The 25,498-nt window shown below is 69.8% G+C and carries 22 protein-coding genes and 1 pseudogene; 15 read left to right on the forward strand and 8 right to left on the reverse strand.

Annotated elements, in window-relative coordinates:
* Positions 1–40: 40 nt before the first annotated feature.
* Positions 41–1,774 (reverse strand): annotated as a pseudogene (locus ABCR94_RS31375) (RICIN domain-containing protein); the annotation flags it as partial.
* 182 nt (positions 1,775–1,956) lie between these two features.
* On the opposite strand from ABCR94_RS31375, the gene ABCR94_RS31380 reads away from it, so the two are divergent.
* Complete coding sequence (locus ABCR94_RS31380) at positions 1,957–3,099, forward strand: NADH-quinone oxidoreductase subunit D (protein WP_347123972.1); 1,143 nt, start codon at positions 1,957–1,959, stop codon at positions 3,097–3,099.
* A gap of 116 nt (positions 3,100–3,215) precedes the next feature.
* On the opposite strand, the gene ABCR94_RS31385 is transcribed toward ABCR94_RS31380, so the two are convergent.
* Positions 3,216–4,346, reverse strand: a complete 1,131-nt coding sequence (locus ABCR94_RS31385) for a DUF5937 family protein (RefSeq protein ID WP_347124076.1) — start codon at positions 4,344–4,346, stop codon at positions 3,216–3,218.
* A 105-nt stretch (positions 4,347–4,451) separates the two neighbouring features.
* Here ABCR94_RS31385 and ABCR94_RS31390 point away from each other — a divergent pair, with 105 nt between their 5' ends.
* The 11 genes from ABCR94_RS31390 (at position 4,452) to ABCR94_RS31440 (ending at position 13,360) form a co-directional block, all read left to right on the forward strand.
* Positions 4,452–4,748 carry a hypothetical protein gene (locus tag ABCR94_RS31390; RefSeq protein WP_347123974.1) on the forward strand — a complete coding sequence of 99 codons (297 nt, stop codon included), beginning with the start codon at positions 4,452–4,454 and terminating at the stop codon, positions 4,746–4,748.
* A gap of 323 nt (positions 4,749–5,071) precedes the next feature.
* A complete protein-coding gene (locus ABCR94_RS31395) occupies positions 5,072–6,037 on the forward strand; it encodes a Rossmann-like and DUF2520 domain-containing protein (RefSeq protein WP_347123975.1) in 966 nt (321 codons plus the stop codon).
* Positions 6,034–7,062, forward strand: coding sequence for a pantoate--beta-alanine ligase (panC, locus tag ABCR94_RS31400; RefSeq protein WP_347123977.1), 1,029 nt, complete (start codon positions 6,034–6,036; stop codon positions 7,060–7,062). The genes ABCR94_RS31395 and panC overlap by 4 nt, the downstream gene beginning before the upstream one ends.
* A complete protein-coding gene (locus tag ABCR94_RS31405) occupies positions 7,059–8,804 on the forward strand; it encodes an L-aspartate oxidase (RefSeq protein WP_347123979.1) in 1,746 nt (581 codons plus the stop codon). Before panC ends, ABCR94_RS31405 begins: the two co-directional genes overlap by 4 nt.
* Before the next feature lie 50 nt (positions 8,805–8,854).
* Positions 8,855–9,874 carry a carboxylating nicotinate-nucleotide diphosphorylase gene (gene nadC, locus ABCR94_RS31410; protein ID WP_347123980.1) on the forward strand — a complete coding sequence of 340 codons (1,020 nt, stop codon included), beginning with the start codon at positions 8,855–8,857 and terminating at the stop codon, positions 9,872–9,874.
* A 3-nt stretch (positions 9,875–9,877) separates the two neighbouring features.
* Complete coding sequence (locus ABCR94_RS31415; protein ID WP_283522171.1) at positions 9,878–10,684, forward strand: type III pantothenate kinase; 807 nt, start codon at positions 9,878–9,880, stop codon at positions 10,682–10,684.
* Positions 10,685–10,926: 242 nt separating this feature from the next.
* A complete protein-coding gene (locus tag ABCR94_RS31420) occupies positions 10,927–11,505 on the forward strand; it encodes a hypothetical protein (protein WP_347124078.1) in 579 nt (192 codons plus the stop codon).
* A 14-nt stretch (positions 11,506–11,519) separates the two neighbouring features.
* Entirely contained in the window at positions 11,520–11,705 is a 186-nt protein-coding gene (locus ABCR94_RS31425; protein WP_347123982.1) for a hypothetical protein, read from the forward strand.
* A 122-nt stretch (positions 11,706–11,827) separates the two neighbouring features.
* A complete protein-coding gene (locus tag ABCR94_RS31430; protein ID WP_347123983.1) occupies positions 11,828–12,328 on the forward strand; it encodes a BlaI/MecI/CopY family transcriptional regulator in 501 nt (166 codons plus the stop codon).
* A gap of 9 nt (positions 12,329–12,337) precedes the next feature.
* The gene (locus ABCR94_RS31435) at positions 12,338–12,880 is read left to right on the forward strand and encodes an amino-acid N-acetyltransferase (RefSeq protein ID WP_347123985.1); all 543 of its coding nucleotides are present in this window, start codon (positions 12,338–12,340) and stop codon (positions 12,878–12,880) included.
* A 144-nt stretch (positions 12,881–13,024) separates the two neighbouring features.
* Complete coding sequence (locus ABCR94_RS31440) at positions 13,025–13,360, forward strand: histone-like nucleoid-structuring protein Lsr2 (protein ID WP_347123987.1); 336 nt, start codon at positions 13,025–13,027, stop codon at positions 13,358–13,360.
* Here ABCR94_RS31440 and ABCR94_RS31445 read toward each other — a convergent pair.
* Complete coding sequence (locus ABCR94_RS31445; RefSeq protein ID WP_347123989.1) at positions 13,339–13,941, reverse strand: SCO3374 family protein; 603 nt, start codon at positions 13,939–13,941, stop codon at positions 13,339–13,341. The two genes, ABCR94_RS31440 and ABCR94_RS31445, sit on opposite strands and share 22 nt — an antisense overlap.
* A gap of 449 nt (positions 13,942–14,390) precedes the next feature.
* On the opposite strand from ABCR94_RS31445, the gene ABCR94_RS31450 reads away from it, so the two are divergent.
* Positions 14,391–16,919 (forward strand): ATP-dependent Clp protease ATP-binding subunit, encoded by a 2,529-nt coding sequence (locus ABCR94_RS31450; RefSeq protein WP_347123991.1) that lies wholly within the window; start codon positions 14,391–14,393, stop codon positions 16,917–16,919.
* Between the two features lie 118 nt (positions 16,920–17,037).
* Here ABCR94_RS31450 and dacB read toward each other — a convergent pair whose 3' ends face one another.
* From dacB to ABCR94_RS31465, 3 genes are all read right to left on the reverse strand, one after another.
* Positions 17,038–18,639: a D-alanyl-D-alanine carboxypeptidase/D-alanyl-D-alanine endopeptidase gene (gene dacB, locus ABCR94_RS31455; protein ID WP_347123992.1), complete on the reverse strand. Its 1,602-nt coding sequence runs from the start codon at positions 18,637–18,639 to the stop codon at positions 17,038–17,040.
* A 114-nt stretch (positions 18,640–18,753) separates the two neighbouring features.
* On the reverse strand, positions 18,754–18,936 hold the full coding sequence (locus ABCR94_RS31460) for a DUF397 domain-containing protein (RefSeq protein ID WP_347123994.1): 183 nt from the start codon (positions 18,934–18,936) through the stop codon (positions 18,754–18,756).
* Positions 18,937–18,947: 11 nt separating this feature from the next.
* Positions 18,948–19,835, reverse strand: a complete 888-nt coding sequence (locus tag ABCR94_RS31465) for a helix-turn-helix domain-containing protein (RefSeq protein ID WP_347123996.1) — start codon at positions 19,833–19,835, stop codon at positions 18,948–18,950.
* Positions 19,836–20,110: 275 nt separating this feature from the next.
* On the opposite strand from ABCR94_RS31465, the gene ABCR94_RS31470 reads away from it, so the two are divergent.
* A complete protein-coding gene (locus ABCR94_RS31470; RefSeq protein ID WP_347123998.1) occupies positions 20,111–20,503 on the forward strand; it encodes an ATP-binding protein in 393 nt (130 codons plus the stop codon).
* Between the two features lie 5 nt (positions 20,504–20,508).
* Here the strand turns inward: ABCR94_RS31470 and ABCR94_RS31475 are convergent, their stop codons facing one another.
* Positions 20,509–23,787, reverse strand: a complete 3,279-nt coding sequence (locus ABCR94_RS31475; RefSeq protein ID WP_347123999.1) for an NACHT domain-containing protein — start codon at positions 23,785–23,787, stop codon at positions 20,509–20,511.
* 423 nt (positions 23,788–24,210) lie between these two features.
* On the opposite strand from ABCR94_RS31475, the gene ABCR94_RS31480 reads away from it, so the two are divergent.
* Positions 24,211–24,861 carry a M23 family metallopeptidase gene (locus tag ABCR94_RS31480; protein WP_347124001.1) on the forward strand — a complete coding sequence of 217 codons (651 nt, stop codon included), beginning with the start codon at positions 24,211–24,213 and terminating at the stop codon, positions 24,859–24,861.
* Between the two features lie 7 nt (positions 24,862–24,868).
* Here ABCR94_RS31480 and ABCR94_RS31485 read toward each other — a convergent pair whose 3' ends face one another.
* Positions 24,869–25,453, reverse strand: coding sequence for a TetR/AcrR family transcriptional regulator (locus tag ABCR94_RS31485; RefSeq protein ID WP_347124003.1), 585 nt, complete (start codon positions 25,451–25,453; stop codon positions 24,869–24,871).
* Positions 25,454–25,498 lie beyond the last annotated feature (45 nt).

Below are 25,498 nucleotides of genomic sequence, written 5' to 3' on the forward strand. Positions count from 1 at the left end.
CCGCGGCGTTCGGCCGGATGTCGGTCAGCCACCTCTGCTCGGGGGACGAGTCGCGGAGCTTGACCACCACGGTGGCTTTCGGATCCGGGGTGAGCGGGACGAGCGCGAGCCGCTCGGTCCAGCGCGGGATCATTTGACCCCGGATGGTCAGGTCGTACCGGGTGTCCGAGGAACCCTTCGCCGTCGGCTTCGTGCAGTCGCCCAGCACGGCCGTGCCGTCGTTCGCCCGGGAGTTCAGGCACAGTTCGGGCTCGGGGAAGCTCCGCAGCAGCCCGTCGTCCTCGTAGAGCCACAGCTGTGTCTCCGCGTTCGTGCAGGCCGCAGTCGTCACCGGGGTGCCGCTCTTCGTCTTGCCTTCGGGGAGGTCGAGGCACAGACCGGTGGCGGCGTTGCGCAGGGACGTGTGCACCGTTCCCGACGAATGGGCGGCGGAGCCGGGCGGGGGCGCCGACGCGCCGGGGAAGGTCGGGGAGGACGAGCCCGCGGGCGGGCTGCTCGGGACGATGGTGCTCTCGTGGCTGCTGCTCTTGTAGTCGTCGCCGTCGCTCCAGAGGCCCGACGCGAGGTTGACGACCAGCACCCCGGCGACGATCACGGCCAGACCCGTCGCGGCGACCCCGGTCCGTACGCGCTGGCGGTCCGCGGGGGAGACGCGGGTCAGCAGGACTCGGCGCGCTGCTCCCGAGTGCCGCCCGGTGCGGCGCCCGGGAGTTCCGCCCTGCGGCAGGGTGGAGCGGCGGCCCGGCCGGGAGTCGAGGTAGCGCCGGGCGCTGCGGCCGAGCAGCCCCTCGGCGAGGAGGGTGGGGAGCCGTCCGCGGAACAGCCCCAACTGCTCGGCGGCGTAACGGCAGTGCCGGCACCGCGAGAGGTGTTGTTCGACATCGGGGATGAGGCCCCCGCCCCGGCGCATGGAAACGTCGAGCAGCCGGTTGTAGTGACGGCATTCTTTTTCCTGCGCGAGTTCGATATGGCCTCGCAGCAGACCCTGCCGAAAGAGCTCGCGCGCGTGTTCGACCTGAACTTGGGCCGTGGCGGCATCGAGGGCGAGCAGCGCCGCGGGCGCGGATATGTCCTCGGCTTCGGGCTCCGTGTGCCACAGGAGGCATTGGGCGGAGCCGGGCAATTCCTGGAAGGCGCGAAAGGCGAGCCGTCGGTTCTGCGGCGGTACGACCTTCCCGGCGCGCATGTTGCGGCCGTCGGCCGGTTGGCGGAGCTCGGGCAGCAGGAGCGGGATGCGCGGGTCGACGTACCAGGAAGCGGCGATATGGCGGACGGCGGACAGCAGCTGCGGTCGCAGTGCGATGGCGCCGTCGGGTCGCGGCCCGGCCTCCAGCACCCTGGTGAAGGCGGCCGTGGTCAGCAGGGACGCGGCGTGCGGCGACGAGGCCCAGAAGGCGGCGTAGTCGGACACGGCGGTCTGATGCCGGGCCAGCAGCAGGGTGACCGAGTAGTGGGACTCCTCCGCCGTCCGGGTCTTCAGCGCGGCCACGAGAACGTTGTCAGATTCCGCTGCGGCGGGGGTGGATCGAGGTGCGTAGGTGGGTCGGGGCGGGTGGGGGGTGCTCTGCACGACGGGTTTTCCTTCCAGGGCACTGCGGCGGGCAAAAGCTCTCACCGAGATAAAGAAGGGCAGCAATTGGTATGTACCTGCATATCGAACAGGTGCACAAAATCGCGCATTGTCCGTACGCGAACAAACGCACTTTCGCACATTCCGCTGACCGGTAACAAGAGATTCGGAGCACCCGGCAGTAATGGATTGGCTACGCGGCATATTTGACTATGCGTCAAACACTTCTGTACGGCGCCGGACCGGATCCCGCACGGTCATGTGAGACCCCGGGCGGTCATGTGAGACCCCGCGCGGTCTCCGCGGTCGTCTCCCCACGGTCCCCGCATTCGTACCCGCGTGGTCCCCGCAGCCGCCTTCGCGGGCAGGGCTGAGACACTGTGCGCATGACGGAGACCATGGTCGGCATCGGTGGCGCGGCGGAGAGCACGGACATGGTGCTCAACATCGGTCCGCAGCACCCGTCCACGCACGGCGTGCTGCGCCTGCGGATCGTGCTCGACGGCGAGCGGATCCAGCAGGCGGAGCCGGTGGTGGGCTATATGCACCGCGGCGCGGAGAAGCTCTTCGAGGCGCGCGACTACCGGCAGATCGTGATGCTGGCGAACCGCCACGACTGGCTGTCCGCCTTCTCCAACGAGCTGGGCGTGGTGATGGCCGTCGAGCGGATGCTCGGCATGGAGGTCCCGGAGCGCGCGGTCTGGACGCGGACGCTGCTTGCCGAGCTGAACCGGGTGCTCAACCACCTGATGTTCCTCGGCTCCTACCCTCTGGAACTCGGTGGGATCACCCCGGTCTTCTACGCGTTCCGCGAGCGCGAGGAGCTTCAAGCCGTGATGGAGGAGGTCTCCGGCGGCCGGATGCACTACATGTTCAACCGCGTCGGCGGCCTCAAGGAGGACCTCCCGGCGGGCTGGACGGGCCGCGCGCGGGCGGCGATCGCGGACGTCCGGTCCCGGATGGACGTGTACGACGGGCTGGTCCTCGGCAATGAGATCTTCCGCGGCCGTACGCGCGGCGTCGGCGTGCTGTCGGCCGAGGCCGTCCACGCGTACGGGGTGTCAGGGCCGATCGCCCGCGCCTCGGGCGTCGACTTCGACCTGCGCCGCGACGAGCCGTACCTCGGCTACGGGGAACTCCAGGACACCCTCAAGGTCGTCACCCGGACCGAGGGCGACTGCCTGGCCCGCTTCGAGGTTCTCCTTGAGCAGACGCACAACGCGCTGGCGCTGGCGGACGCGTGCCTGGACCGGCTCACCGCGCTGGACCCCGGGCCGATCAACCAGCGGCTGCCCAAGGTGGTGAAGGCCCCGGAGGGCCACACGTACGCCTGGACCGAGAATCCGCTCGGCATCAACGGCTACTACCTGGTGTCGAAGGGCGAGAAGACGCCGTACCGGCTGAAGCTGCGCTCGGCCTCGTTCAACAACATCCAGGCGCTGACGGAGCTGCTGCCGGGGACGCTGGTCGCGGACATGGTGGCGATCCTGGGCTCGCTCTTCTTTGTCGTCGGCGACATCGACAAGTAGCGATCGACGAGTAGCGATCGGCACGCAGTGATCGGCAAGTAGCTTCTGCGCGGCGGCAGTTCGGCCAGATCCGTTCGGCCCGATCCGATCAGTGGGGTCTGATCAGCGGGGTCCGCCTACCTGAGCACCCCCTCCAGGAAATCGCTCCCGAGCCGGGCCACCACCTGAAGGTCCAGCTGGTGCATCACATACCGGCCGCGGCGCTGGGTCGTCAGCAGCCCGGCCTTCTTCAGGACCGCCAGGTGCCGGGAGACCTCGGGCGCGGTGATGCCGTGCGAGTCGGCGAGCTCACCCGTGGTGTACGGCGAGCGCGCCAGATTGCGGCACAGGCGCATGCGCATCGGGTGGGCCAGGGCCTCCATCCGCAGCTTCAGCAGCTCGACCGAAGCGGGCGAAGGCAGCTCGGGGGAGCCGACCGGATAGTGGATCACCGGTCGCCAGCCGGGGGCGTGCAGGATCATCAGATGCGGCCAACCGAAGCTGGACGGGACGAAGGAGAGGCCCGCACCCACCGCCGGATCCACGGCCGTGGTGTGCCCCTCGGCCAGCTTGTCGACGCGGATCAGGGTCCTGGCCCCGCCCGCCCCGCCGTGCTCGTCCAGCGACAGCGCAGGGGACACGGCGTGCAGTGCCTCGGCCAGTCCTTTGTGCCGCAGCAGCTCGATCCTGTGCCGGGCGTCGGCGGCCAGCTGGACCCGGGTGCGGCGCCAGGTGTCCGCGAAGAACGCCTGCTCGCAGTCCTCGAAGAGGCGCCGCAGCCACTTTCGTACGGCCGACGGATCGTCCAGCAGATGGCGTGCGAAGTCCAGTTGCTTCGGCCCGCGCGCCGCGGCCAGCTCCAGCGCGCGCTCGCGTATCGCCGGGTCCGTGAGCGCGGAGGGGCCGCCGACGCCGTACGTACTGGAGCAGGTGAACTCCAGGGCGGCGGAGACGAACCGCTCCTCGTCGAGCCGGTCCAGCGCGTCCAGCTCCTCGGCGAGGGTGGCGCCCGTCCTGCCGTCGCCGCCGCGCACCCCGGCGAACGGCAGGAAGACGTCCGAGAAGGTGGTGCGCCATAGGAAGTCCGCCTCGTGCAGCCGGTCGGCGAGGTCCGGCTTGAGGCAGGCGGACGTCGCGGTCGCCCAACCGTGCAGGCCCGGGTGATGGCCGGGCTCGGCCAGGGCATGCAGGGTCATGCCGAGCTCCGCGAGCGGCGAGATCTCGAAGGTGATGCGCTCGGTGGGCAGGCCGGTGATGTCGATGGTCACGCTCATGGATCCATCGTGCCTGCCGCCACTGACAGTCGGCCGCCGATTGACTGGCCTCGTCAAACGAAGCGCGTGCGGGCGGGGGCGGTCCGCACGCTGGAGCACATGAACGCAACCCAGCAACACATGCTCGATGTCTACCGCGCCGCCCAGCTCGGCACGGCCGCTCCGCCGGCGCCGGGGCGGCACGACTGGCAGGCGGTTCGTGAGGTCCGCGACTACGGGCGCTTCCGGGCGGGGGTGGAGGGGCGGCCGGTACGGGCCCGGGTCGGAGCCGGGATCGGAGCCCGGGTCGGGGCGGCGCTGAGGCGGGTGGCCGGGGCGCGGGTGGAGTCGCCTGCGGCGCAGTCCCCGACCCGCCCCTTCCCGCTCCGCCAGCTCGGCGACGACCCTTCGCCGTAAACGTCGGACCACTCCCCGACGTCGTACACAGAGCCCGCGTCTGCCGCCGGCACGGCCGGCTGCTCCCCGACGGGTACGAACCGTCGAGGGGCGCCACAGGGGCCCGCTTCGACTGTTTGCACGCCGTGCGCCTGTGCCGTGCGCCTGCGCCGTCGGCCGTTCTGCTCACTGGTGTCCGTCATCCTTCGCTCCTCGCACAGGGTGCCCCGCAGTCCCGCCGCCCACAGGCTGTGGACGGCGAGGGACCGCCACGAAACGCTGGCGTAGCATGACGAGAAATCGTCCGGTACCCCCCGCGGACTGGAACGGAAGGCCGTCCCCGCGTGAACGTGAACGCACCACACGAGTCCCTGGACGCCAGGGACCGCCCCGCCCGCCTCACTGTCGGCGTCGTCGGAGCAGGCAGGGTGGGTCCCGCCCTCGCCGCCGCGCTGCGGCTCGCAGGGCACCGTCCCGTCGCCGTCTCCGGTGTCTCGGACGCGTCCGTGCGCAGAGCCGCGACGCTGCTGCCCGACGTCCCGCTCGTACCCCCCGCCGAGGTCTTCGCCCGCGCCGACCTGGTGCTGCTCACCGTCCCCGACGACGCTCTGCCCGGCCTGGTCGAGGGCCTCGCGGAAACCGGCGCGATCCGCCCGGGACAGCTCCTGGTGCATACGTCAGGGCGGTACGGGACCGGAGTCCTCGCGCCCGCCCTGCGCGCCGGTGCGCTCCCGCTCGCGCTCCACCCCGCCATGACGTTCACCGGCACCTCCGTGGACGTCCAGCGGCTGGCCGGCTGCTCCTTCGGCGTCACCGCGCCCGAGGAGTTGCGGCTCGCCGCCGAAGCCCTGGTCATCGAGATGGGCGGCGAGCCCGAGTGGATCGCTGAGGAGGCCCGCCCGCTTTACCACGCGGCCCTGGCGCTCGGCGCGAACCACCTGGTCACCCTGGTCGCCCAGTCCATGGAGCTGCTGAGCACCGCGGGCGTGGAAGCCCCCGCCCGGATGCTCGGCCCGCTGCTCGGCGCCGCCCTCGACAACGCCCTGCGCTCCGGCGACGGCGCGCTCACAGGCCCCGTGGCGCGCGGCGACGCCGGCACCGTCGCCGTGCACATCTCCGAGCTGCGCAAGCACGCGCCGCAGACCGTCGCCGGATACCTGGCGATGGCCCGTACGACCGCCGACCGCGCCCTGGCGTACGGCCTGCTCAAGCCGGAGCTGGCGGAGGACCTGCTGGACGTCCTGTCGGACGGGGCGGGCCCTGTCGGCGGAGCGAGTGGCGCAGGCAGCGGCGAGGGGGACGACCGATGACCCCCCGCCTCGTCCGTACCGCGGCCGAACTGCACGCGCTCGCGCGCACGGGCCCGCGTGCCGTCGTCATGACCATGGGCGCCCTGCACGAAGGGCACGCCTCCCTGGTGCGCGCCGCCAGGGAGCACGTCGGCCCCAGTGGTTCCGTCGTGGTCACCGTCTTCGTCAACCCGCTCCAGTTCGGTGCGGGCGAGGACCTGGACCGCTACCCCCGCACCCTCGACGCCGACCTTGTCGTCGCCGGACAGGCGGGCGCGGACGCCGTCTTCGCCCCCGCCGCCGAAGAGGTCTACCCGGGCGGCGAACCGCAGATCCGGATCGCCGCGGGACCGATGGGGGAGCGCCTCGAAGGGGCGTCGCGCCCCGGCCACTTCGACGGCATGCTCACGGTCGTCGCGAAGCTGCTGCACCTCACCCGGCCCGACGTCGCGCTGTACGGGCAGAAGGACGCCCAGCAGCTCGCCCTGATCCGCCGGATGGCCCGCGACCTCAACTTCCCGGTGGAGATCGTCGGTGCACCGACCGTGCGCGAGGCGGACGGCCTGGCCCTGTCCAGCCGCAACCGTTTCCTCGCGCCCGCCGAGCGCCGCACCGCGCTCGCGCTCTCCCGCGCGCTGTTCGCCGGCCGCGACCGGCTCGCCGCCCAACAGGCCCTGCACGCGCGCGCACAGGCCCCGTCCGTACCTGCACGCGCGCGTGCGACCGTGCCGGCGGCCTTCGGTGAGGAGCGGGCGGCGGCCGACGCGTACGCGGTCGCGGAGGGGAGCTTCCTGAGCGTCCCCGCCGCCGCCACCGCCCCTGCCGCCGTCCCCGCCGCCGTGCGCGCGGCGGCCCGCGCCGTTCTGGACGCAGCGGCGCGCCTGGACCCCCCGCTCGCCCTCGACTACGTCGCCCTGGTCGACCCGTCCGACTTCACCGAGGTGCCCGACGGCCACCTCGGTGACGCGGTCCTCGCCGTGGCCGCCAGGTCCGGTGCCACCCGGCTGATCGACAACATCCCGCTGACCTTCGGAGCCCCGGCATGACCCGCACCGGTATACGGCTGAACGCCCCCGCCCCCGGCTGGTCCATCGACGCCGACGTCGTGGTCGTCGGCTCCGGCGTCGCGGGCCTGACGGCCGCGCTGCGCTGCACCGCGGCGGGCCTGCGTACGGTCGTCGTCACCAAGGCCCGGCTGGACGACGGCTCCACGCGCTGGGCGCAGGGCGGCATAGCCGCGGCGCTGGGCGACGGCGACACCCCCGAGCAGCACCTGGACGACACGCTCGTCGCGGGAGCAGGCCTGTGCGACGAGGACGCCGTACGGGCCCTGGTCACTGAGGGCCCGGACGCCGTGCGCCGCCTGATCGAGACCGGCGCCCTCTTCGACACCGACCCCGAGTCGGGCGTCATTCAGCTCACCCGCGAGGGCGGCCACCACCGCCGCCGCATCGCGCACGCGGGCGGCGACGCGACGGGCGCCGAGATCTCCCGGGCACTGGTCGAAGCCGTCCAGGAGGCTTCACTGCGTACGATCGAAAACGCCCTGGTACTGGACCTGTTGAAGGACCCCGAAGGCAACACCGCGGGTGTCACCCTGCACGTCATGGGCGAGGGCCAGCACGACGGCGTCGGCTCGGTCCGCGCCCCGGCCGTCGTCCTCGCCACCGGCGGCATGGGCCAGGTCTTCTCGGCCACCACCAACCCGCCCGTCTCCACGGGCGACGGCGTGGCCCTGGCGCTGCGCGCGGGCGCGGAGGTCTCCGACCTCGAATTCGTCCAGTTCCACCCGACGGTGCTCTTCCTGGGCGCGGACGCGGAGGGCCAGCAGCCGCTGGTCTCCGAGGCGGTACGGGGCGAGGGCGCCCACCTGGTCGACGCGGACGGCGTGCGCTTCATGCTCGGGCAGCACGAACTGGCCGAGCTGGCGCCCCGCGACATCGTCGCCAAGGCGATCATGCGCCGCATCCGGGAACAGGGCACCGAGCACATGTACCTGGACGCCCGGCACTTCGGCGCCGAGATGTGGGCGTCGCGCTTCCCCACCATCCTCGCGGCCTGCCGCGCCCACGGCATCGACCCGGTGACCGAGCCCATCCCCGTCGCCCCGGCGGCCCACTACGCCTCCGGCGGCGTCCGCACGGACCTCCGCGGCCGTACGTCGGTCCCCGGCCTGTACGCGTGCGGCGAGGTCGCCTGCACGGGCGTCCACGGCGCGAACCGCCTCGCGTCCAACTCCCTCCTGGAGGGCCTGGTCTTCGCGGAGCGCATCGCCGAGGACATCGCGGCCCGCCCCGCCGCCCCCGCGGCCACCGCCGTGGAGAGCGCCGAGGTCTCCGGCCCCCTCCTCGACCCCGCCACCCGCATCGACATCCAGCGGATCATGACGGCGGGCGCGGGCGTGCTCCGCTCGGCCCGGAGCCTCGACAACGCGGCGGACGCGCTGGAAGCGCTGTACCTGAGCGCCGTCTACGACGCGGAGCACACCCCGCCCCCGGAGTCCGCCGCCCACACCGCCCACACCGCGGACACCAAGGACGCCGAGCCCGGCGTCGACGCGTGGGAGGTCACCAACCTCCTCCTCGTCTCGCGCGTCCTGGTCGCCGCCGCCCGCGAGCGCGAGGAGACCCGCGGCTGCCACTGGCGCGAGGACCACCCGGACCGCGACGACGCGGACTGGCGCCGCCACCTCGTCGTACGCCTCACCTCCGACCGCAGCCTCGTCGTACGCCGTACCGAATCCGCCGCATTCCCGCCCGTAAGCCCCGCAGCAACTCACCCCGCATGAAACCGGTCCGTACGAACCCGGCCCGTACGAAACCAGAAGGAGCAGTAACCGTGAGCACGCCCGACAACCCCCAGCTCCTGCCGACCGCCGCGTCCGGCGGCTGCGGCGACTCCTGCGGCTGCGGCGGTGAGGACACGTACGAGCTCGACTCCGTCGAGTGCGGCCTGGACCCCGACCTCGCCCAGCTCCTCGTCGACGCCGGCCTCGACCCCCTCCAGGTCGAGGACATCGCGAACGTCGCCCTCGCCGAGGACCTCGCGGACGGGCCGGACGTGACGACCGTCGCGACCGTCCCCGAAGACGCCGTCGCGACCGGCGACTTCACCGCCCGTGAAGCGGGCGTCGTCGCCGGTCTGCGGGTCGCGGAAGCAGTCCTTTCCATCATCTGTACGGACGAGTTCGAGGTCGAGCGGCATGTCGAGGACGGCGACCGCGTCGAGCCGGGCCAGAAGCTGATCAGCGTCACCACCCGCACCGCCGACCTCCTCACCGGCGAGCGCAGCGCACTGAACCTGCTGTGCCGCCTGTCGGGCATCGCGACCGCCACGCGCGCGTGGGCGGACGTTCTCGACGGTACGAAGGCCAAGGTCCGCGACACCCGCAAGACAACGCCGGGGCTGCGCGCCCTGGAGAAGTTCGCGGTCCGCTGCGGCGGCGGCGCCAACCACCGGATGTCGCTGTCCGACGCAGCCCTCGTCAAGGACAACCATGTGGTGGCGGCGGGGGGAGTGGCAGAGGCGTTCAAGCTCGTACGCACCCGGTTCCCCGACGTCCCCGTCGAGGTCGAGGTCGACACACTCGCCCAGGTCACCGAAGTCCTGGCGGCGGGCGCCGACTTGATCCTCCTGGACAACTTCACCCCGGCCGAGACCGCCGAGGCCGTCGCCCTGGTGGCCGGCCGCGCCACCCTGGAGTCCTCGGGCCGCCTCACCCTCGACACGGCACGCGCGTACGCCGAGACCGGCGTCGACTACCTCGCCGTGGGCGCGCTCACCCACTCCGCCCCGATCCTCGACATCGGCCTCGACCTCCGCGAGCCGACCGCCGAACCGAATGCCGAGGCGAAGTAACCCATGCTGCTCACCATCGACGTCGGCAACACCCACACCGTCCTAGGCCTGTTCGACGGCGAGGAGATCATCGAGCACTGGCGGATCTCCACCGACGCCCGTCGCACCGCCGACGAACTCGCCGTGCTCCTCCAGGGCCTGATGGGCATGCACCCGCTCCTCGGCGACGAACTGGGCGACGGCATCGAGGGCATCGCGATCTGCTCCACCGTCCCGTCCGTCCTGCACGAGCTGCGTGAAGTGACCCGCCGCTACTACGGCGACGTACCGGCCGTGCTCGTCGAACCCGGCATCAAGACGGGCGTGCCGATCCTCATGGACAACCCCAAGGAGGTCGGCGCCGACCGCATCATCAACGCGGTCGCGGCGGTCGAGCTGTACGGCGGCCCGGCCATCGTCGTGGACTTCGGCACGGCGACGACGTTCGACGCCGTATCGGCGCGCGGCGAGTACGCGGGCGGGGTCATCGCCCCCGGCATCGAGATCTCCGTCGAGGCGCTGGGCGTCAAGGGCGCCCAGCTCCGCAAGATCGAGCTGGCCAGGCCGCGCAGCGTGATCGGCAAGAACACGGTCGAGGCCATGCAGTCCGGCATCGTGTACGGATTCGCGGGCCAGGTCGACGGTGTGGTGACCCGAATGGCACGCGAGCTGACCGGCCCTACGGGTGACCCGGACGATGTCACCGTCATCGCGACGGGCGGTCTCGCCCCGATCATCCTCGGCGAGGCGTCGGTCATCGACGAGCACGAGCCGTGGCTGACCCTGATCGGCCTGCGCCTGGTGTACGAGCGGAACATGGCCCGTATGTAGCCGGGAAACCCCGCCGGACGGCGGCCCGCCCCGGCACCCGCCCGCCCCGGCACCCGCCCGCCTCGGCACCCGCCCGCCTCGGCACCCGCCCGCCCCGGCACCCGCCCGCCCCGGCACCCGCCCGGGGCGCGGCGCCCGCACCCGGCATGGTCCGGCGCGCCGCGATACATCGCTTAACCCGATTTTGTCCCATTAGCACGTATCGTCACCTCATGCCCACGCCATACGGATCCCGCGGCGGCATGGCGTTCAGCGCAGACGAGCTGCGGGTGCTCCGACGCGCCCTCGCCACCGCCCTCCATCCCACCCCGCTGTCCGACGAGGACGTCCAGGACGCCCTGCGCCTCGCAGGCTCGGTGGACGAGGCGGTCCACGAGGCAGGCAGGCTGCGCGCGTTCCTCCTCGCCGACCTCGCCCGCTACCGCTCCGCACTCCCGGCCGCCGCCCCCGGCTACCTGGAGCTGCTCCAGGACGCCCTGGCCGCCGGGTACCAGCCCGTCCCCGACGACCTGGTGGCCCTGCGCACGCTGCGTCACCTCCCGGTGGGCCTCGCACTGCTGCGCCGCTGCCAGGTGGTCGCCGAGCTGTCGCTGCGGGCCCGGCTGGCCGGCCGCAGCGCCGCCCCGGCCCCGCGCATCCGGCTGCTCGCTCTGCCCGGCGGACGCGCCGCCGACGAGCCGCGCCCCAAGGAGCCGGTGCCGGCACCGGTGCCGGTGCCTGACCGCGTCCCGCAGCCCGGCCGCCCCATGCCCAAGCCCTCCGAGGTCTTCCCGCCCCGCCGCCGCCCCGTCCCCCCGCCGGAACAATGGGCCGCCGGGTAGCTACTCTGGACGGCATGGACTACGTTTCCGCGCTCCTGCCCCCGGTAGTGATGGCCGCATTCTTCATCGCCCTGGTCATGACGATCATCAAGACCCAGGGCGGCTCCAACAAGGGCAAGGAGGACGCGGCCGTGGACGCCGCCATCGTCCGCGCCGAGTCCGTGCAGCAGGCCAGGGCCCCCAGGTCCGGCGACGCCTGACCCGCTCGCCCCACCCGTCGGGCCCCGCGTTTCACGAGGGCGTACAGCTCACTTCGAGCCGTACGCCCTTTTCGCTGCGCAAATAACCGGCCGCAACCCTTATCTCCCACTATGGTGGCGCTGTGCCCCGCCAATTGGGAGACCTGGAAGACGCAGTCATGACACGCGTGTGGCAGTGGAACCGCCCGGTCACTGTCCGGGAAGTCCTTGAGGACCTTCAGAAGGAACGGTCCATCGCCTACACCACCGTGATGACCGTAATGGACAATCTCCATCAGAAGGGCTGGGTACGCAGGGAAGTCGACGGCCGCGCCTATCGATATACGTCGGTCTCCACTCGGCCCGCCTACTCGGCCGCACTGATGAACGAAGCCTGGTCGCAGAGCGACAACCCCGCCGCGGCCCTGGTCGCCTTCTTCGGCATGATGTCGACGGAGCAGCGCGTCGCTCTGCGGGACGCGATGCGCGTCGTTCAGGGTGACGACCCCGCCGAGGCCCGCGTTGCGCCCGTCGGCCCCACGGATGGCCCAACAGATGAGCCCGCAGATGAGCCCCCACAGGACGCGGACGGCACAACTGAGGGCACTGAGGGCGCCGAGAACGCGGACGGCGCGGCGAGATAGCGTCGCCGTATGCCCACCGAGCTTCCCGCGCTTCCCAATGCCGCCGAAAAGGCCATCACCGTCCGCCGGGCGAGGACCAGTGATGTGCCATCCGTCCGCAGCCTCGTGGACACGTACGCACAGAAGCGGATCCTGCTCGACAAAGCGAACGTCACGCTTTACGAGGACATCCAGGAGTTCTGGGTCGCGGAACGCGACGAGGATGCCACTGTGGTCGGCTGTGGGGCTCTGCATGTCATGTGGGAAGACCTCGCCGAAGTGCGAACTCTCGCCGTGGACCCGCACTTCAAGGGCGCGGGAGTCGGACATCAAGTTCTGGACAAGCTGCTCCAGACCGCCCGATGGCTCGGCGTTCGGAAGGTTTTCTGCCTCACCTTCGAAGTCGAGTTCTTCATCAAGCACGGCTTCGTGGAGATCGGTGGGGCGCCGGTTGACGGAGATGTCTACAGCGAGCTGCTGCGTTCCTATGACGAGGGTGTGGCTGAGTTCCTCGGTCTCGAACGGGTGAAGCCGAACACCTTGGGCAACAGTCGGATGCTTCTGCACCTGTGATCGCCAGAAGTCGCCGGAACCCTATGTCCGAAACGCGCACGTTTCCCGTGTTCTTGAGGGACTGAACCTCGACCGGGGGTTTGTGTTTTCCAGAGAAAAGCGGTTTCCTTTCCGCGTACTGCATTTTCGATGAAAGGAAATCCGGTGGCACAGAAGGTTCAGGTCCTTCTTGTTGACGACCTCGACGGCGTCGAGGCCGACGAGACCGTGACGTTCGCTCTCGATGGCAAGACCTACGAGATCGACCTCACTACGGCCAACGCGGACAAGCTCCGCGGTCTGCTAGACCCGTACACCAAGGGCGGCCGTCGTACTGGTGGCAGGGCTTCCTCGGGTCGCGGCAAGGCGCGTGCGACTGCCGGTGGCAACCAGAACACCGCCGAGATCCGTAAGTGGGCCAAGGCCAACGGTTACAACGTGAATGACCGCGGTCGCGTCCCCGCCGACATTCGTGAAGCTTATGAGAAGGCCAACGGCTGAGAAGCTGCTGCGGTACCGGGGGTCGACCCCCGGTAATGCACAGCCGCACGCAACAACCGGGCCCGGTGGCATTCCGTCGCTGCCGTGCCCACGAGTCGTACGAGATCGGGTGCGTCCCCGCGGCACCCGAGACCCGCGAAGGCCGGCAGTGTCGGTTCCACCTCGCGCCCCGGCTCGGGGGGTCGCAGCCACACGGCGGCCCCCTGTGGGCCCACCTGTCCGGGCGGGGCAGGGGCGGTCATCCGCCCGCCCGTGCCGAGGGCGTGCAGTTCGAGGGCCACACCGCCCCATTCAAGCCAGTCGAGCAGCCCCGGCAGCTCCTCCGCGCTGCCTGCGGCGACCAGCAGGCGCATGCGCTGCCCCATGAGGGCGACCGGCCCCGTTCGTGCCCCGAAACGCCGCAGCACCGCGAAACCCGCGTCGGTCGGCAGCTCCAGTACGTCGAAGCGCAGCCCGGTCAGCAGATGCACCGGCAGGCCTCCGGCGACCGCCCAGCCGAGCTCGTGTTCGTACCATCGGGCAGTACCGTCCGCGCCTTCGAGCGGCAGCGGTGTGCGCGGGGGCGGCACGGTGGACGTCATGTCCGGACCAACTCCCAAAACGCCCCGGGGTTACGCTCTGTCCGCGAACGAACGCGTTCTGTTGATGCTCGGGGGGCGTGCGGAGGCGTTCGGCGGCGCAAGGGTGTTCGCCCGTAGCGGAGGGAACCGTGCGCGCGCCGCATGGAGTGTCAGTCCTTGCGGGTAAGACATTCCTAGTGGGAAGGGGCGACACGCTGGCCGAGCCGTCTCACGTTCGCCATCGGCGTACTGGATGAACGGGTATCTACTTGGCCTGCGGGAACATCGTCTCGCACCATCAGGTTGAGCAGTTGTCGGCTGTTCGGCAGAGGATTCTTCGCGGAGGCGACGGATCCGGACGGATGTCGGCAGTTGGAATGAGCTGTCCCGTCCCACGGGACTAGCATGCGGAAGGACAGGGAGGGGACCGACCCCTCTCACTGCCTGACCGCTCTGAGGAGCGATTAACGATGTTCGAGAGGTTCACCGACCGCGCGCGGCGGGTTGTCGTCCTGGCTCAGGAAGAAGCCCGGATGCTCAACCACAACTACATCGGCACCGAGCACATCCTCCTGGGCCTTATCCATGAGGGTGAGGGTGTCGCCGCTAAGGCACTGGAGAGCCTCGGGATTTCGCTCGAGGCGGTCCGCCAGCAGGTGGAGGAGATCATCGGACAGGGGCAGCAGGCCCCTTCCGGCCACATCCCCTTCACTCCCCGTGCCAAGAAGGTCCTGGAGCTGTCGCTCCGCGAGGCCCTTCAGCTCGGCCACAACTACATCGGCACCGAGCACATCCTGCTCGGCCTGATCCGCGAGGGCGAGGGCGTCGCAGCCCAGGTCCTCGTGAAGCTGGGCGCCGATCTGAACCGGGTGCGGCAGCAGGTCATCCAGCTGCTCTCCGGTTACCAGGGCAAGGAGGCCGCCACCGCAGGCGGTCCGGCCGAGGGCACGCCCTCGACCTCTCTCGTCCTGGACCAGTTCGGCCGCAACCTGACGCAGGCCGCTCGCGAATCCAAGCTCGACCCGGTCATCGGGCGCGAGAAGGAGATCGAGCGGGTCATGCAGGTGCTCTCGCGCCGTACGAAGAACAACCCGGTTCTCATCGGCGAGCCCGGCGTCGGAAAGACGGCGGTCGTCGAGGGACTGGCGCAGGCCATCGTCAAGGGTGAGGTGCCCGAGACCCTCAAGGACAAGCACCTCTACACCCTCGACCTCGGTGCGCTCGTCGCCGGATCCCGCTACCGCGGTGACTTCGAGGAGCGCCTGAAGAAGGTCCTGAAGGAGATTCGCACCCGCGGCGACATCGTCCTGTTCATCGACGAGCTCCACACCCTGGTGGGTGCGGGCGCCGCCGAGGGCGCGATCGATGCCGCCTCGATCCTGAAGCCCATGCTTGCGCGTGGTGAGCTTCAGACCATCGGTGCGACGACGCTCGACGAGTACCGCAAGCACCTTGAGAAGGACGCGGCGCTTGAGCGCCGTTTCCAGCCGATCCAGGTGGCAGAGCCTTCCCTCTCCCACACGATCGAGATTCTCAAGGGCCTGCGCGACCGCTACGAGGCCCACCACCGCGTGTCCATCACGGACGAAGCGCTGGTGGCGGCCGCGACGCTCGCCGACCGCTACATCTCCGACCGCTTCCTTCCCGACAAGGCGATCGACCTGATCGACGAAGCGGGCTCCCGGATGCGCATCCGCCGGATGACCGCACCGCCGGACCTCCGCGAGTTCGACGAGAAGATCGCGAATGTCCGCCGGGACAAGGAGTCCGCGATCGACTCGCAGGACTTCGAGAAGGCGGCTTCTCTGCGCGACAAGGAGAAGCAGCTCCTTGCGGCCAAGGCCAAGCGCGAGAAGGAGTGGAAGGCCGGCGACATGGACGTCGTCGCCGAGGTCGACGGCGAGCTGATCGCCGAGGTGCTGGCCACGGCCACGGGCATCCCGGTCTTCAAGCTCACCGAGGAGGAGTCCTCGCGCCTGCTGCGCATGGAGGACGAGCTCCACAAGCGCGTCATCGGCCAGAAGGACGCCATCAAGGCCCTCTCGAAGGCGATCCGCCGTACGCGAGCAGGCCTGAAGGACCCGAAGCGCCCCGGTGGCTCGTTCATCTTCGCCGGCCCGTCCGGTGTCGGTAAGACTGAGCTCTCCAAGACGCTCGCCGAATTCCTCTTCGGCGACGAGGACGCACTGATCTCCCTCGACATGTCGGAGTTCAGCGAGAAGCACACGGTTTCCCGTCTCTTCGGTTCTCCCCCCGGTTACGTGGGTTACGAAGAGGGTGGCCAGCTCACCGAGAAGGTGCGCAGGAAGCCGTTCTCGGTCGTCCTCTTCGACGAGGTCGAGAAGGCCCACCCCGATATCTTCAATTCCCTTCTGCAGATCCTGGAGGACGGTCGTCTGACCGACTCCCAGGGCCGCGTCGTGGACTTCAAGAACACGGTCATCATCATGACGACCAACCTCGGGACCCGGGACATCTCCAAGGGGTTCAACCTGGGCTTCGCCGCCCAGGGCGACACCAAGTCGAACTACGAGCGAATGAAGAACAAGGTCAACGAAGAGCTCAAGCAGCACTTCCGGCCCGAGTTCCTCAACCGTGTCGACGATACGGTCGTCTTCCACCAGCTGACCGAGGAAGACATCGTCCAGATCGTCGACCTCATGCTCGACAAGGTGGATGAGCGGCTCAAGGACCGTGACATGGGCATCGAGCTCAGCGCGGACGCCAAGGCGCTGCTCGCGAAGAAGGGCTACGACCCGGTCATGGGCGCCCGGCCGCTGCGCCGGACGATCCAGCGGGAGATCGAGGACACCCTCTCCGAGAAGATCCTTTTCGGAGAGCTGCGCCCCGGTCACATCGTGGTCGTCGGAACCGAGGGCGAGGGTGACGCGAAGAAGTTCACCTTCCGCGGCGAGGAGAAGTCGGCGCTGCCCGACGTCCCCCCGATCGAGTCCGCGGCGGGCGGCACCGCCGGCCCGAACATGACGAAGGACGCGTAACCCGCGCCCGAGCGCATGTGCAGTAGCCAGAAGGGGCGGCCCCGGAACCAGCAATGGTCCCGGGGCCGCCCCTTTGGCGTACGGCTTTACGGCTTTACGGCTTTACGGCTTTACGGCGTCAGCAGGAGGCGGGCTTGCGCCAGCTGCATTCGAGGTCGGCGGCGGGGGTCGCGGCGCGGTCGGGCCGGGGGCGTACGAGCCTGGTGGTGTCCTTGTCGGACGAGGCGAGGGTGACCACGATCGCGTCCTCGATGCTCTTCACGGACGCGGCCAGGTAGTTGTTGAGGACGATGCTGAAGACCAGCTCGCGCCCGCCCGCGTCCGTGACGTACCCCGAGAGGCCCGAGGCGCCCGTCAGGGAGCCGGTCTTGGCGCGGGCGTTCAGAGCGGCCGGGGTGCCGCACATCCGGCTGCGCAGGGTGCCACCGACGCGGCGGTCGGGGTCGCAGGCGACCGGGAGTGAAGCGCGCCAGTCGGCGTACCAGGGCGCGTCCCGCACGGACAGCAGGAGCTGGGCGAGCTGTCCGGCGGGGATGTTGTTCATCCGGGAAAGACCGGAGCCATCGACCTGGCGGAGGGTGGCCGGGTCGACGCCCTCCTTCTTGAGGTGCGTGGTGATGGCGGCCAGCCCGGCCGTCCAGGTGCCGTCGCCGGTCGTCTCGTACCCGAGGGTCTTGGTGAGGGCCTCGGCGTGCATGTTGTTGGACAGCTTCATGAACGGGTGCATCAGCTCCTTGAGCGGCATGGAGCTGTGCGTGGCGAGGCTCCTTGCGCCCTGGGGAGTGGGACGGCCGAGGCGGGTGGGTCCTGTGATGCGTACGCCGTGGGCGGCGAGGGCGTCGGCGAAGACCTCGGCGGCGTATCCGGTGGGCTCCCACACGCTGACCCACTCCTTGGTGGCGCCCGCGCCGACGGGAATGTTGCCGGTGACGCTGATGCTGTTGGAGCCGTGCCGCCGCTCGATCGCGAGCGTGTCGGTCCCACCGGCGGGGACGGTGGTGGCGCGGATGTCGAGGTCCACGTAGTCGGTGGGCGGAGTCAGCGTCAGCTTCGGGCGGGCGCCCGGCGCGGCGCCGGGCGCGGCCTCGACGACGACCGTGCCGGAGTCGTAGTCGGTGTCGGGGGCGACGGTGAGCGCGGAGATCTGCGCCGAGTAGTACGCGGACTCGTCGTCGGCGGCCCAGGAGCGGCCCAGGCGCTGCGCGTCGAACCGGGTGTCGTCGGCGACGAGGCGGCCGGTGACACGCTTGATGCCCGACCTGGCGACGTCGGCGGCGAGCCGGTCGTAGTCCTTGGCCAGGGTGGTGGGGTCGCCGGTGCCGCGGAGGTAGAGGTCGCCGCGCAGGACGGAGCCGTGGCGGCTGCCGGTGGAGAGGGCGTCCGTGCGGTAGCGGTAGTCGGGGCCGAGGAGGGCCATGGCCGCGGTGGAGGTGGGCAGCTTGGTGTTGGACGCGGGCATCAGGCGGTCGGCGCCGTCACGCCGGTAGAGGGTCTCGCCGGTGGCGGCATCGGCCACGACGACACTCGCGGCGCCGCCGTCCAGGCGGGGGTCGGTGAGGATCGTGTCGATGGCGCCCTTGATGCCGATGTCGGAGGGCCCGGCGCCGGCGGGCGAGCTCCAGGTGAGCGTGCAGGCGAGCCCGATGGAGAGGAACACGGGCCAGGTCCGGGCGCGGGAACGGGGGAGACGCGTACGCGGTGTGCTCACGGGTCTGGTCATGGCACAGGAGCATCCCGGACGGGGGTGGCGGGGGGAAGGAGGCGTGCGGCGGGCGGTGGGGTGTCGAGGTGTCGGGGGTGCGGTGGGTTGCTGCACCCCCGACACGTGCCTGCGTTATGCCTCGGTCCGGGCCGCGCGTATCAGGGCTGCGAGGGCGTGGGGAGTGGTGGTGAGGATGGCGTCCGGCTCGTCGCTCTCCCGGAGGCGGATGGTGCCGTCGGGGGCGGTGGCGAGGTAGACGCAGTTGTCGCCCGCTGCGTCGCTGAAGGTGGACTTCTGCCAGTTGAGCTGGGACATGTTGCCCTTCCCTAGTGGGTGTACAAGAGGTGTTGGATGAGACCCCAGGAGTCGCGCCGTTCGTGCCGTTCGAGGGAGCCGTCCGAATCCACTGCGGGGAGCGCGGTCTGACTCAGGCTGCTGAACGTGGCTCCGTAGCCGACGATGGACTCGAAGTCGTCGAGTCGCAATGGGTTTGCCGGGTGCTCCACAACGACGGTCTCCAGCCCTGGTACTCCAGGGTCGACGATGTGGAAGGGGTTGCCGAACCATGCGCGGGCGCCGGACTCGAACGGCAGGACCTGAATGGTCACTCCGGGGTGACCGGCCATCCTGATGAGGTGCGTGAGTTGGTCTCTCATCACCTGCGAGCCACCCACTTCGATGCGCAAGGCCGCTTCGTGGATGACGGCGTGGAAGCTGATGGGCGGATCTGAGTCGAGCACCGACTGGCGTGCCCGCCGGTAGCTGACGGCAGTTTCCACCTCCTCGGGCGAGGCATCGGGCAGACCTGCGCAGAAGAGCGCGCGCATGTACGACTCGGTCTGGAGGAGCCCGGGAATCAGGAGCGTCTCATGGCTCTGCAAGCTCGTTGCGGAGGCTTCGAGTTCGGCGAGGTCCAGCGACGACTGCGGTCGGCTTTTGCGGTACTCCGACCACCAGCCCTTGCCGTTGCTCTCGGCCATGCTCACGAGAGCGTCAACGTAGGCCTCATTGCTGAGGCCATAGCCGCACACCAGTTCACGGAGACGTTGGGTCGGGATTCCCGTTCGGCCAGCTTCGACGTGACTGAGGTGCGGGCTGCCCATGTCGATCAACCTGCCGCCCTCGGCAACCGTGAAGCCAGCTTGTGTGCGCAACTTTCGTAGCTCTGAACCGATTCGACGCTGCCGCTCAGTGATCAGGATCCGCAGTGCCACGTGGTGCCCTCCTGGGAGTTTCGATCACAGTTTGCCCCTGACGGCCCAACGGGTCCAGCCATCTGAGCAATAAGGTTGCACTTGTGAGGAGTTGAACGCTACCGTGAGTGCGGCGATGCTCACACAGAGATGTTGGAAGCCCGCTGTCGACGCAGCACAACCACGTCTGGCCACGGAAGCGCACCGCCTGATCCATCGCGCGGGGGCGGTAGGCCACTGCGGCCGGGCGTAATCCATCAGTCGAAGCAGCGAACCCAACGCCTTGGAGGCGTCTCGTGGGCGTACCTGAGCATGAACTCCCGCAGTCCTACACCCTCTTCACCCCCGGCAACGCCAGCTCGCCCAAGATCTGCCGCGACTTTGTGCGGAACGCCCTGGAGACCCTGGGACTGGGGGACTTGGCCGATACGGCGGCCCTGTGCACCTCGGAGCTGGTGACGAACGTGCACCAGCACGCAGCAGGCGACGTACACCTGCGAACCGCCATCGAAGCGACCCATGTGCGGGTCGCCGTCTACGACGAGAGTTCTAAGTTGCCCACGCCCCGGCGGGCAAAGGGCGGCGATATGGACGGGCGCGGGCTGTTTCTGGTGAACGCGCTGTCGGATCTGTGCGGAGTGACGAGCACAGTGCAGGGGAAGGGGGTGTGGTTTCAGCTCAACCGGTGACGAGGTCAGCGGGGTTGCAACCCGAGGACGGTGATGTGCTCGGGGAGGCGGTCGAGGCCGCGCACGAGGTGGGAGGTGCCGAAGAGGTGGATGGTCCGGAGCTGTGGAAGCGCTGCCACTGACGTGAGGTCGATCTCCGGCAGGAGCGTACCGAGGTCCAGGTAGGTCAGGTGGGGGAAGAGCTCGGACACTGCGTCGAGCATGGCCGAGGAGATGTCGCCGACGAGGGAAAGGCGCGTGACAGCGGGGACGGACAGTGAGCGGTGAGCGGAGAGAAGAGAATCTCCGGTGGTGTCCAGGTGGGAAAGCCGGGTCAGGTCGCCGATTTCCGCCCACTCCTCCGGCGTCCGAGGACTGCACTGGGGGCCGAGTGTGAGAGTCTCAAGATCGCGGTATCTGCCGAGCCCGCACAGGCCGCCGGTCGGCGCGGGGAGCCCCAGGTCCAGGGCCAGTAAGGGAGCCTTCGGCGGTAGGTCGGACATGGACCAGGCGATTTCTTCGCCGTCAAGACTGAGGTCCGTCAGGCTTCCCAGTGCCGCAAGGGCGCTGGTGTCCGTGTCCTCGAACAGGCCCACGTTGAGCACGCGCAGGGGCAGCCCGACGAGTCCGGTCAGATCAGTGAGTCGGGGGCAGTTGGTGATGAACAGGGTGCTGAGGCGGTCCTGGCCGCGCAGGAACGACACATCGGTCAGGGACGGGTTGTCGCGGACACGGACATCGGTGAGTGAGGCGCCCGCCGTGTAGGTGTGCAGAGCCTGCGCGGACAGTTCGCCCTTCGCGTCGAGCATCGGCCGGGTGCCGAGTGCGCTCAGCGCCGCCAGCTGTTCGTGCGTCGAAGCCGTGAAGTACAGGCCGTCGGGGTCGATATGTGCAATGACCTCTTCGGTGTACGGGCCGGTCTCGAACCGGGCCCAGGACCAGATGAGTTGGGCCCGCACCAGCTCGGACTCGTGGCCGCAGAATCGCGCGAGGAAGAGGATCGCCAGGTCCGACGCCACATGGGACGCGGCGACCACGACATCGTGGGCGACGTCCGGCTCCAGCTGCTCCGGCCCCGGCAGCAGGTCGAGGATCATGGGCCCGGCCGTCGCGAGTTCGCGGGCCGCTTCGGAGCTTCGCGGCGGGATCAGTGCTGCGGCTCGCTCCTCGACCGACTGGCGTACGTGCGGGGCGAGTTCGGCGGCGTGCTCCAGGCAGGCCGCCGCCAGCAGGTGGACGCGGGTGCGGACGGCGGGATCCGGGTGCGCGTCGCCGTACGTGAGCAGGTCGGTGAAGAACTCCGCGCGCTCGCGCGGCCGGGCGTGGGCGACCGCCATGCGGATGACGTCGCGCCACTGGTCGTCCGCCGCGTGCTCGATCAGCACCCCGAAGTCGCCATCGTCCACCACGGCGCGTGCGCCGAGGAAGTCCTGGAACGTGCGGTGGATGAAGTCGACGGTGCTGGGGGCCGGTTCGCGCAGGAGGCCGCTGCGGTGCAGGAAGTGGTCGAAGACCGCCTTCGCGTCGCCCAGCGCGGCCAGCTCAGGAACGGCGGGGAGCGCGTCCGTGATGATGCGCTCGGCCCGTGAACGGTCCATGACGGCTCGGCCGTTGCGGATCAGCCAGTACGCGAGCCGTTGCAGGAGCTGGATCTGCGGTTCCTCGCGCAGGTCCGGGACACCCATCGCGCGCTCGCGGTCGCGGCGTACGAGCAGCATCGACAGAGCGGCGGTGTAGAGGTCCTTGCGGCCCAGCGGGAGGAAGCCGCGGCGGTCGCGGTGCAGGGCGCAAATCAGGCCGCACAGAAGCGGGTTGGTGGCGAGGTGGCCCAGGTCGGGCTTCGCACGTACGGCGGCGAGGAGTTGTTGCTCGTACGCCGCCAGGTCCTTGTCGTCCTCGTCGGAGCCGGTGCGCGCGGCCGTGTGCCAGCGCTTGATGAACGCCGCGACGTCGGCCGGGCGCATCGGGGACAGCGTCAGCTCGGTGAAGTCCTCGTCGCCGAGCCAGTCCTCCCGTACGGCCGAGGGGCGGGAGGTGACCAGCCAGCGGTTGCCCGGGTAGGCGTCGATGAGGTCGCTGAGCCACGCGCGCGTGCGGGCGCGTTCGGCGTCCGGGATCTCGTCGATGCCATCGACCAGCACCAGGCCGCGCTTGGCCGTGAGCACCCGCGCCTCCCAGCCGGTGGGCTGCTCCCCGGCGAGGGCGGAGTCGACGGCGGCCAGGAAGTCCTTGGGGGCGGGGAGGCGCTCGCCGTGGCGGGTGAGGGTGCGTAAGGGGAGGACGAAGGGGACACGGTCGTGGAGGTACGCCATACGGTCGTCGAGGTCCTGGCGCGCGGCGGACACGGCGAGCCACTGGACGAGGGTCGTCTTGCCGGAGCCCGCCTCGCCGCGCAGCAGGACGCGCTCGTGGGTGGACAGGGCCTGATCGGCTGGGCGGGTTTCGAAGCGGGCCGTGTGCAGGGCGGCCTCGGTCTTGAGCAGTTGCTCATGATGTTTGGGGTTGATCCGGGTCCGAGAGGCCAAGAACCGGGGGTACTTTCCGTATCCCTCGGCGGAGTCCACGAGCGCGCGGGCCAGCTCACTCGCGGCGGCCCCGCCCCCCGTCGCCTCCAGACTCAGATACGCCGCGTCCAGCGGCCACTTCCCCGGCGAGTTGCTGAGGTCGATACCGAAGATCGTCAGCTTGCTGTGCTTCCTCGCGATGTGCGCCAGATAACGCTGCTCGAACGCCACGTCCTCCGCCCCCGGCAGCGGATTCCGTGCGATCAGCGCGTCCACCTTCGCGATCAGCTCGCCCTGGCGGCGGCTCTGGGTGACCAGGGTCGCGGGGATGAAGTTCGAGCGCTGGGTGAAGAAGTTCAGGATGTGCAGGCAGGTGGCGTCGAGCAGGCGCTCGTAGAAGTACGTCGCGTCCGCCGACAGGTGCCGCTCCGGGCCGCCGCTCGCGCGCCGCAGCTCGCGGGCTAAGGCGGTGTGGCCCAGCTCGACGGCCTCCACGTCGCTGAGGGCGAGGTCCCCGACGGCGTACAACGTGGCCGTCAGGGCGTCCACCACCGCCGTGTCCTCGCCGGCCGGCACCGGCCGCTCGCCCGCCCGGACGGCCCGCTTGACCAGCTCGGCGGCGAGTTTGCGCAGATCGTCCGCGCTGAGGGTGCGCTTCTCGCCCTTGAAGGAGACGTATCCGGCGAGCCGGACCGGCTTGTCCACCAGGCCCGCGCCCGGGCCCTCGGCCACGAAGAGCTTTTTGATCAGCGGTGCTACGGCGCTCGATATGAGCCTGGCGCCGATGGTTGCCGGATCCACGTGCCGTCCCCCTGAGGCCTGCGCTGTCCTGATGGATCAGCGTATCGAGGGGCGTGGCGGTGACAAGGCGCACAGGGCTTCCGGGGCCTACGAAAGGGAATAGTGGACATGTTCCGAGCCGGGCAGGGGACTTCCGGGTGGCGGGCGGCGGGACCTTCGGTCCGACGTGCGTAGGGGGTGCGGAACCTGGGCGTATGCCCGATTCGCTGGACTCAGGTGTGGGGTTAAACCACGATATGAGCCTTCATTTCGAATGCCCCAGCAGAGAGCGTCGGCGGCCGTCAAGGGCCGGTTTGCTGTCGCCGCGCCTACGGTCCGGGGTAGTAGGTGGGTGGTTTGAGGTGGGGCGGGGGTGCGGGTTACCAAGGTGGGGCAGCTCGGCGGTTTGCCGGGTTCGTTCTTATCTCCGGAGGTTTCTCCCGTATGCCGAAGCGCGACATCTTCTCCCTTGCCGGCTCGTCGTCCGTCCGTACCCGTGCAGCCCTGGTGGCTGCCGGGCTCGGAGCGACGATGGTGCTCGGGACGACGGGGACGGCGTTCGCCGCCGAGGGATCCGCCGCCTCGTCCGTCTCCAAGCAGGCCGACGCCCAGGCCAAGGCCGCCGCGAGCGCCAAGAAGGCGGCTGCCAAGAAAGCCGCTGCCAAGAAGGCTCCCGCCGCCTGGGGTGAGCCGGTCGACCACTACTCGCTCAGCGCCACGTACGGCAAGGGCGGCGGCATGTGGGCCAGCAAGCACTCCGGGCAGGACTTCGCGGTGAAGGTCGGCACCCCGGTCGAGGCCGTGCACGGCGGGACCGTGGTGAAGTCCGGGCCGAACGGGGCCGGCGACGGCCCGGCGTACGGGAACGCGATCGTGATCAAGCACGACAACAACACGTACTCGCAGTACGCCCACCTGTCGAAGGTCAACGCGCACCCCGGGCAGAAGGTGAAGACCGGCCAGCGCATCGCGCTCTCCGGCAACACCGGAAACTCCAGCGGGCCGCACCTGCACTTCGAGATCCGTACGACGCCGAACTACGGCACCGCGATCAACCCGGTGACCTACCTCCGCTCGGAGGGCGTCAGCGTCTAGCCCGCGTCTAGCCCCTCAGTGCCTGCCCGTGTGCCTGGGTCACCAGGTCGATGGCGACTTCGAGGACGGCCAGCCGCTTCTCCTCGGGGTCGCCTTCGACGTCCTTGAGGACGAACATCCCGGCGTGCATCGTGAAGAGCGCGCTGATGCAGCGGACCTGGTCCTTCAGCGCCGAGTCCGGCTCCTTGACCAGGTCGAGCATGACCAGCATCCGCTCCTTGAACGTCTCGCCGATGCTCAGATCGCGCATCGTCGCCTGGTTCTCCTGCATGAAGCGGAAGAGCGGGGCGGCGGCGCTGAGCGCCCTGCTGTAGCGGGTCAGGATCTCTTTTTTCGTGACGAGGGAGTGCGGCTGCCCCTGCGCCCACTCGATCAGCTCGTCCATGGGCCTGGTCAGGTCCTGGAAGAGGCTGACGATGATGTCTTCCTTGGTCTTGAAGTGGTAGTAAAGCGCCGCCTTCGTGACATCCAGCTTCTCCGCGATCTCCCGCAGTGAGGTCTTCTCGTAGCCCTGCTCGGCGAAGAGTTCCATGGCGACGTCCTGGATGCGCTGGCGCGTATTGCCTCGGCGCGGCTGGCTGGTGCTGCTCATCGACGTACTCCCAGAAACTTACTTGACGCCCGGCTAGTTACGGGT

Source organism: Streptomyces changchenzhani, assembly GCF_039766235.1.
Taxonomy (GTDB): Bacteria; Actinomycetota; Actinomycetes; order Streptomycetales; family Streptomycetaceae; genus Streptomyces.

Coding starts and splice junctions, on each gene's coding strand:
- ABCR94_RS31380 (WP_347123972.1), top strand. CDS start 1,957: ATGACGGAGACCATGGTCGGCATCGGTGGCGCGGCGGAGAGCACGGAC.
- ABCR94_RS31390 (WP_347123974.1), top strand. CDS start 4,452: ATGAACGCAACCCAGCAACACATGCTCGATGTCTACCGCGCCGCCCAG.
- panC (WP_347123977.1), top strand. CDS start 6,034: ATGACCCCCCGCCTCGTCCGTACCGCGGCCGAACTGCACGCGCTCGCG.
- ABCR94_RS31405 (WP_347123979.1), top strand. CDS start 7,059: ATGACCCGCACCGGTATACGGCTGAACGCCCCCGCCCCCGGCTGGTCC.
- ABCR94_RS31415 (WP_283522171.1), top strand. CDS start 9,878: ATGCTGCTCACCATCGACGTCGGCAACACCCACACCGTCCTAGGCCTG.
- ABCR94_RS31420 (WP_347124078.1), top strand. CDS start 10,927: ATGGCGTTCAGCGCAGACGAGCTGCGGGTGCTCCGACGCGCCCTCGCC.
- ABCR94_RS31425 (WP_347123982.1), top strand. CDS start 11,520: ATGGACTACGTTTCCGCGCTCCTGCCCCCGGTAGTGATGGCCGCATTC.
- ABCR94_RS31435 (WP_347123985.1), top strand. CDS start 12,338: ATGCCCACCGAGCTTCCCGCGCTTCCCAATGCCGCCGAAAAGGCCATC.
- ABCR94_RS31445 (WP_347123989.1), bottom strand. CDS start 13,941: ATGACGTCCACCGTGCCGCCCCCGCGCACACCGCTGCCGCTCGAAGGC.
- ABCR94_RS31450 (WP_347123991.1), top strand. CDS start 14,391: ATGTTCGAGAGGTTCACCGACCGCGCGCGGCGGGTTGTCGTCCTGGCT.
- dacB (WP_347123992.1), bottom strand. CDS start 18,639: ATGACCAGACCCGTGAGCACACCGCGTACGCGTCTCCCCCGTTCCCGC.
- ABCR94_RS31460 (WP_347123994.1), bottom strand. CDS start 18,936: ATGTCCCAGCTCAACTGGCAGAAGTCCACCTTCAGCGACGCAGCGGGC.
- ABCR94_RS31480 (WP_347124001.1), top strand. CDS start 24,211: ATGCCGAAGCGCGACATCTTCTCCCTTGCCGGCTCGTCGTCCGTCCGT.
- ABCR94_RS31485 (WP_347124003.1), bottom strand. CDS start 25,453: ATGAGCAGCACCAGCCAGCCGCGCCGAGGCAATACGCGCCAGCGCATC.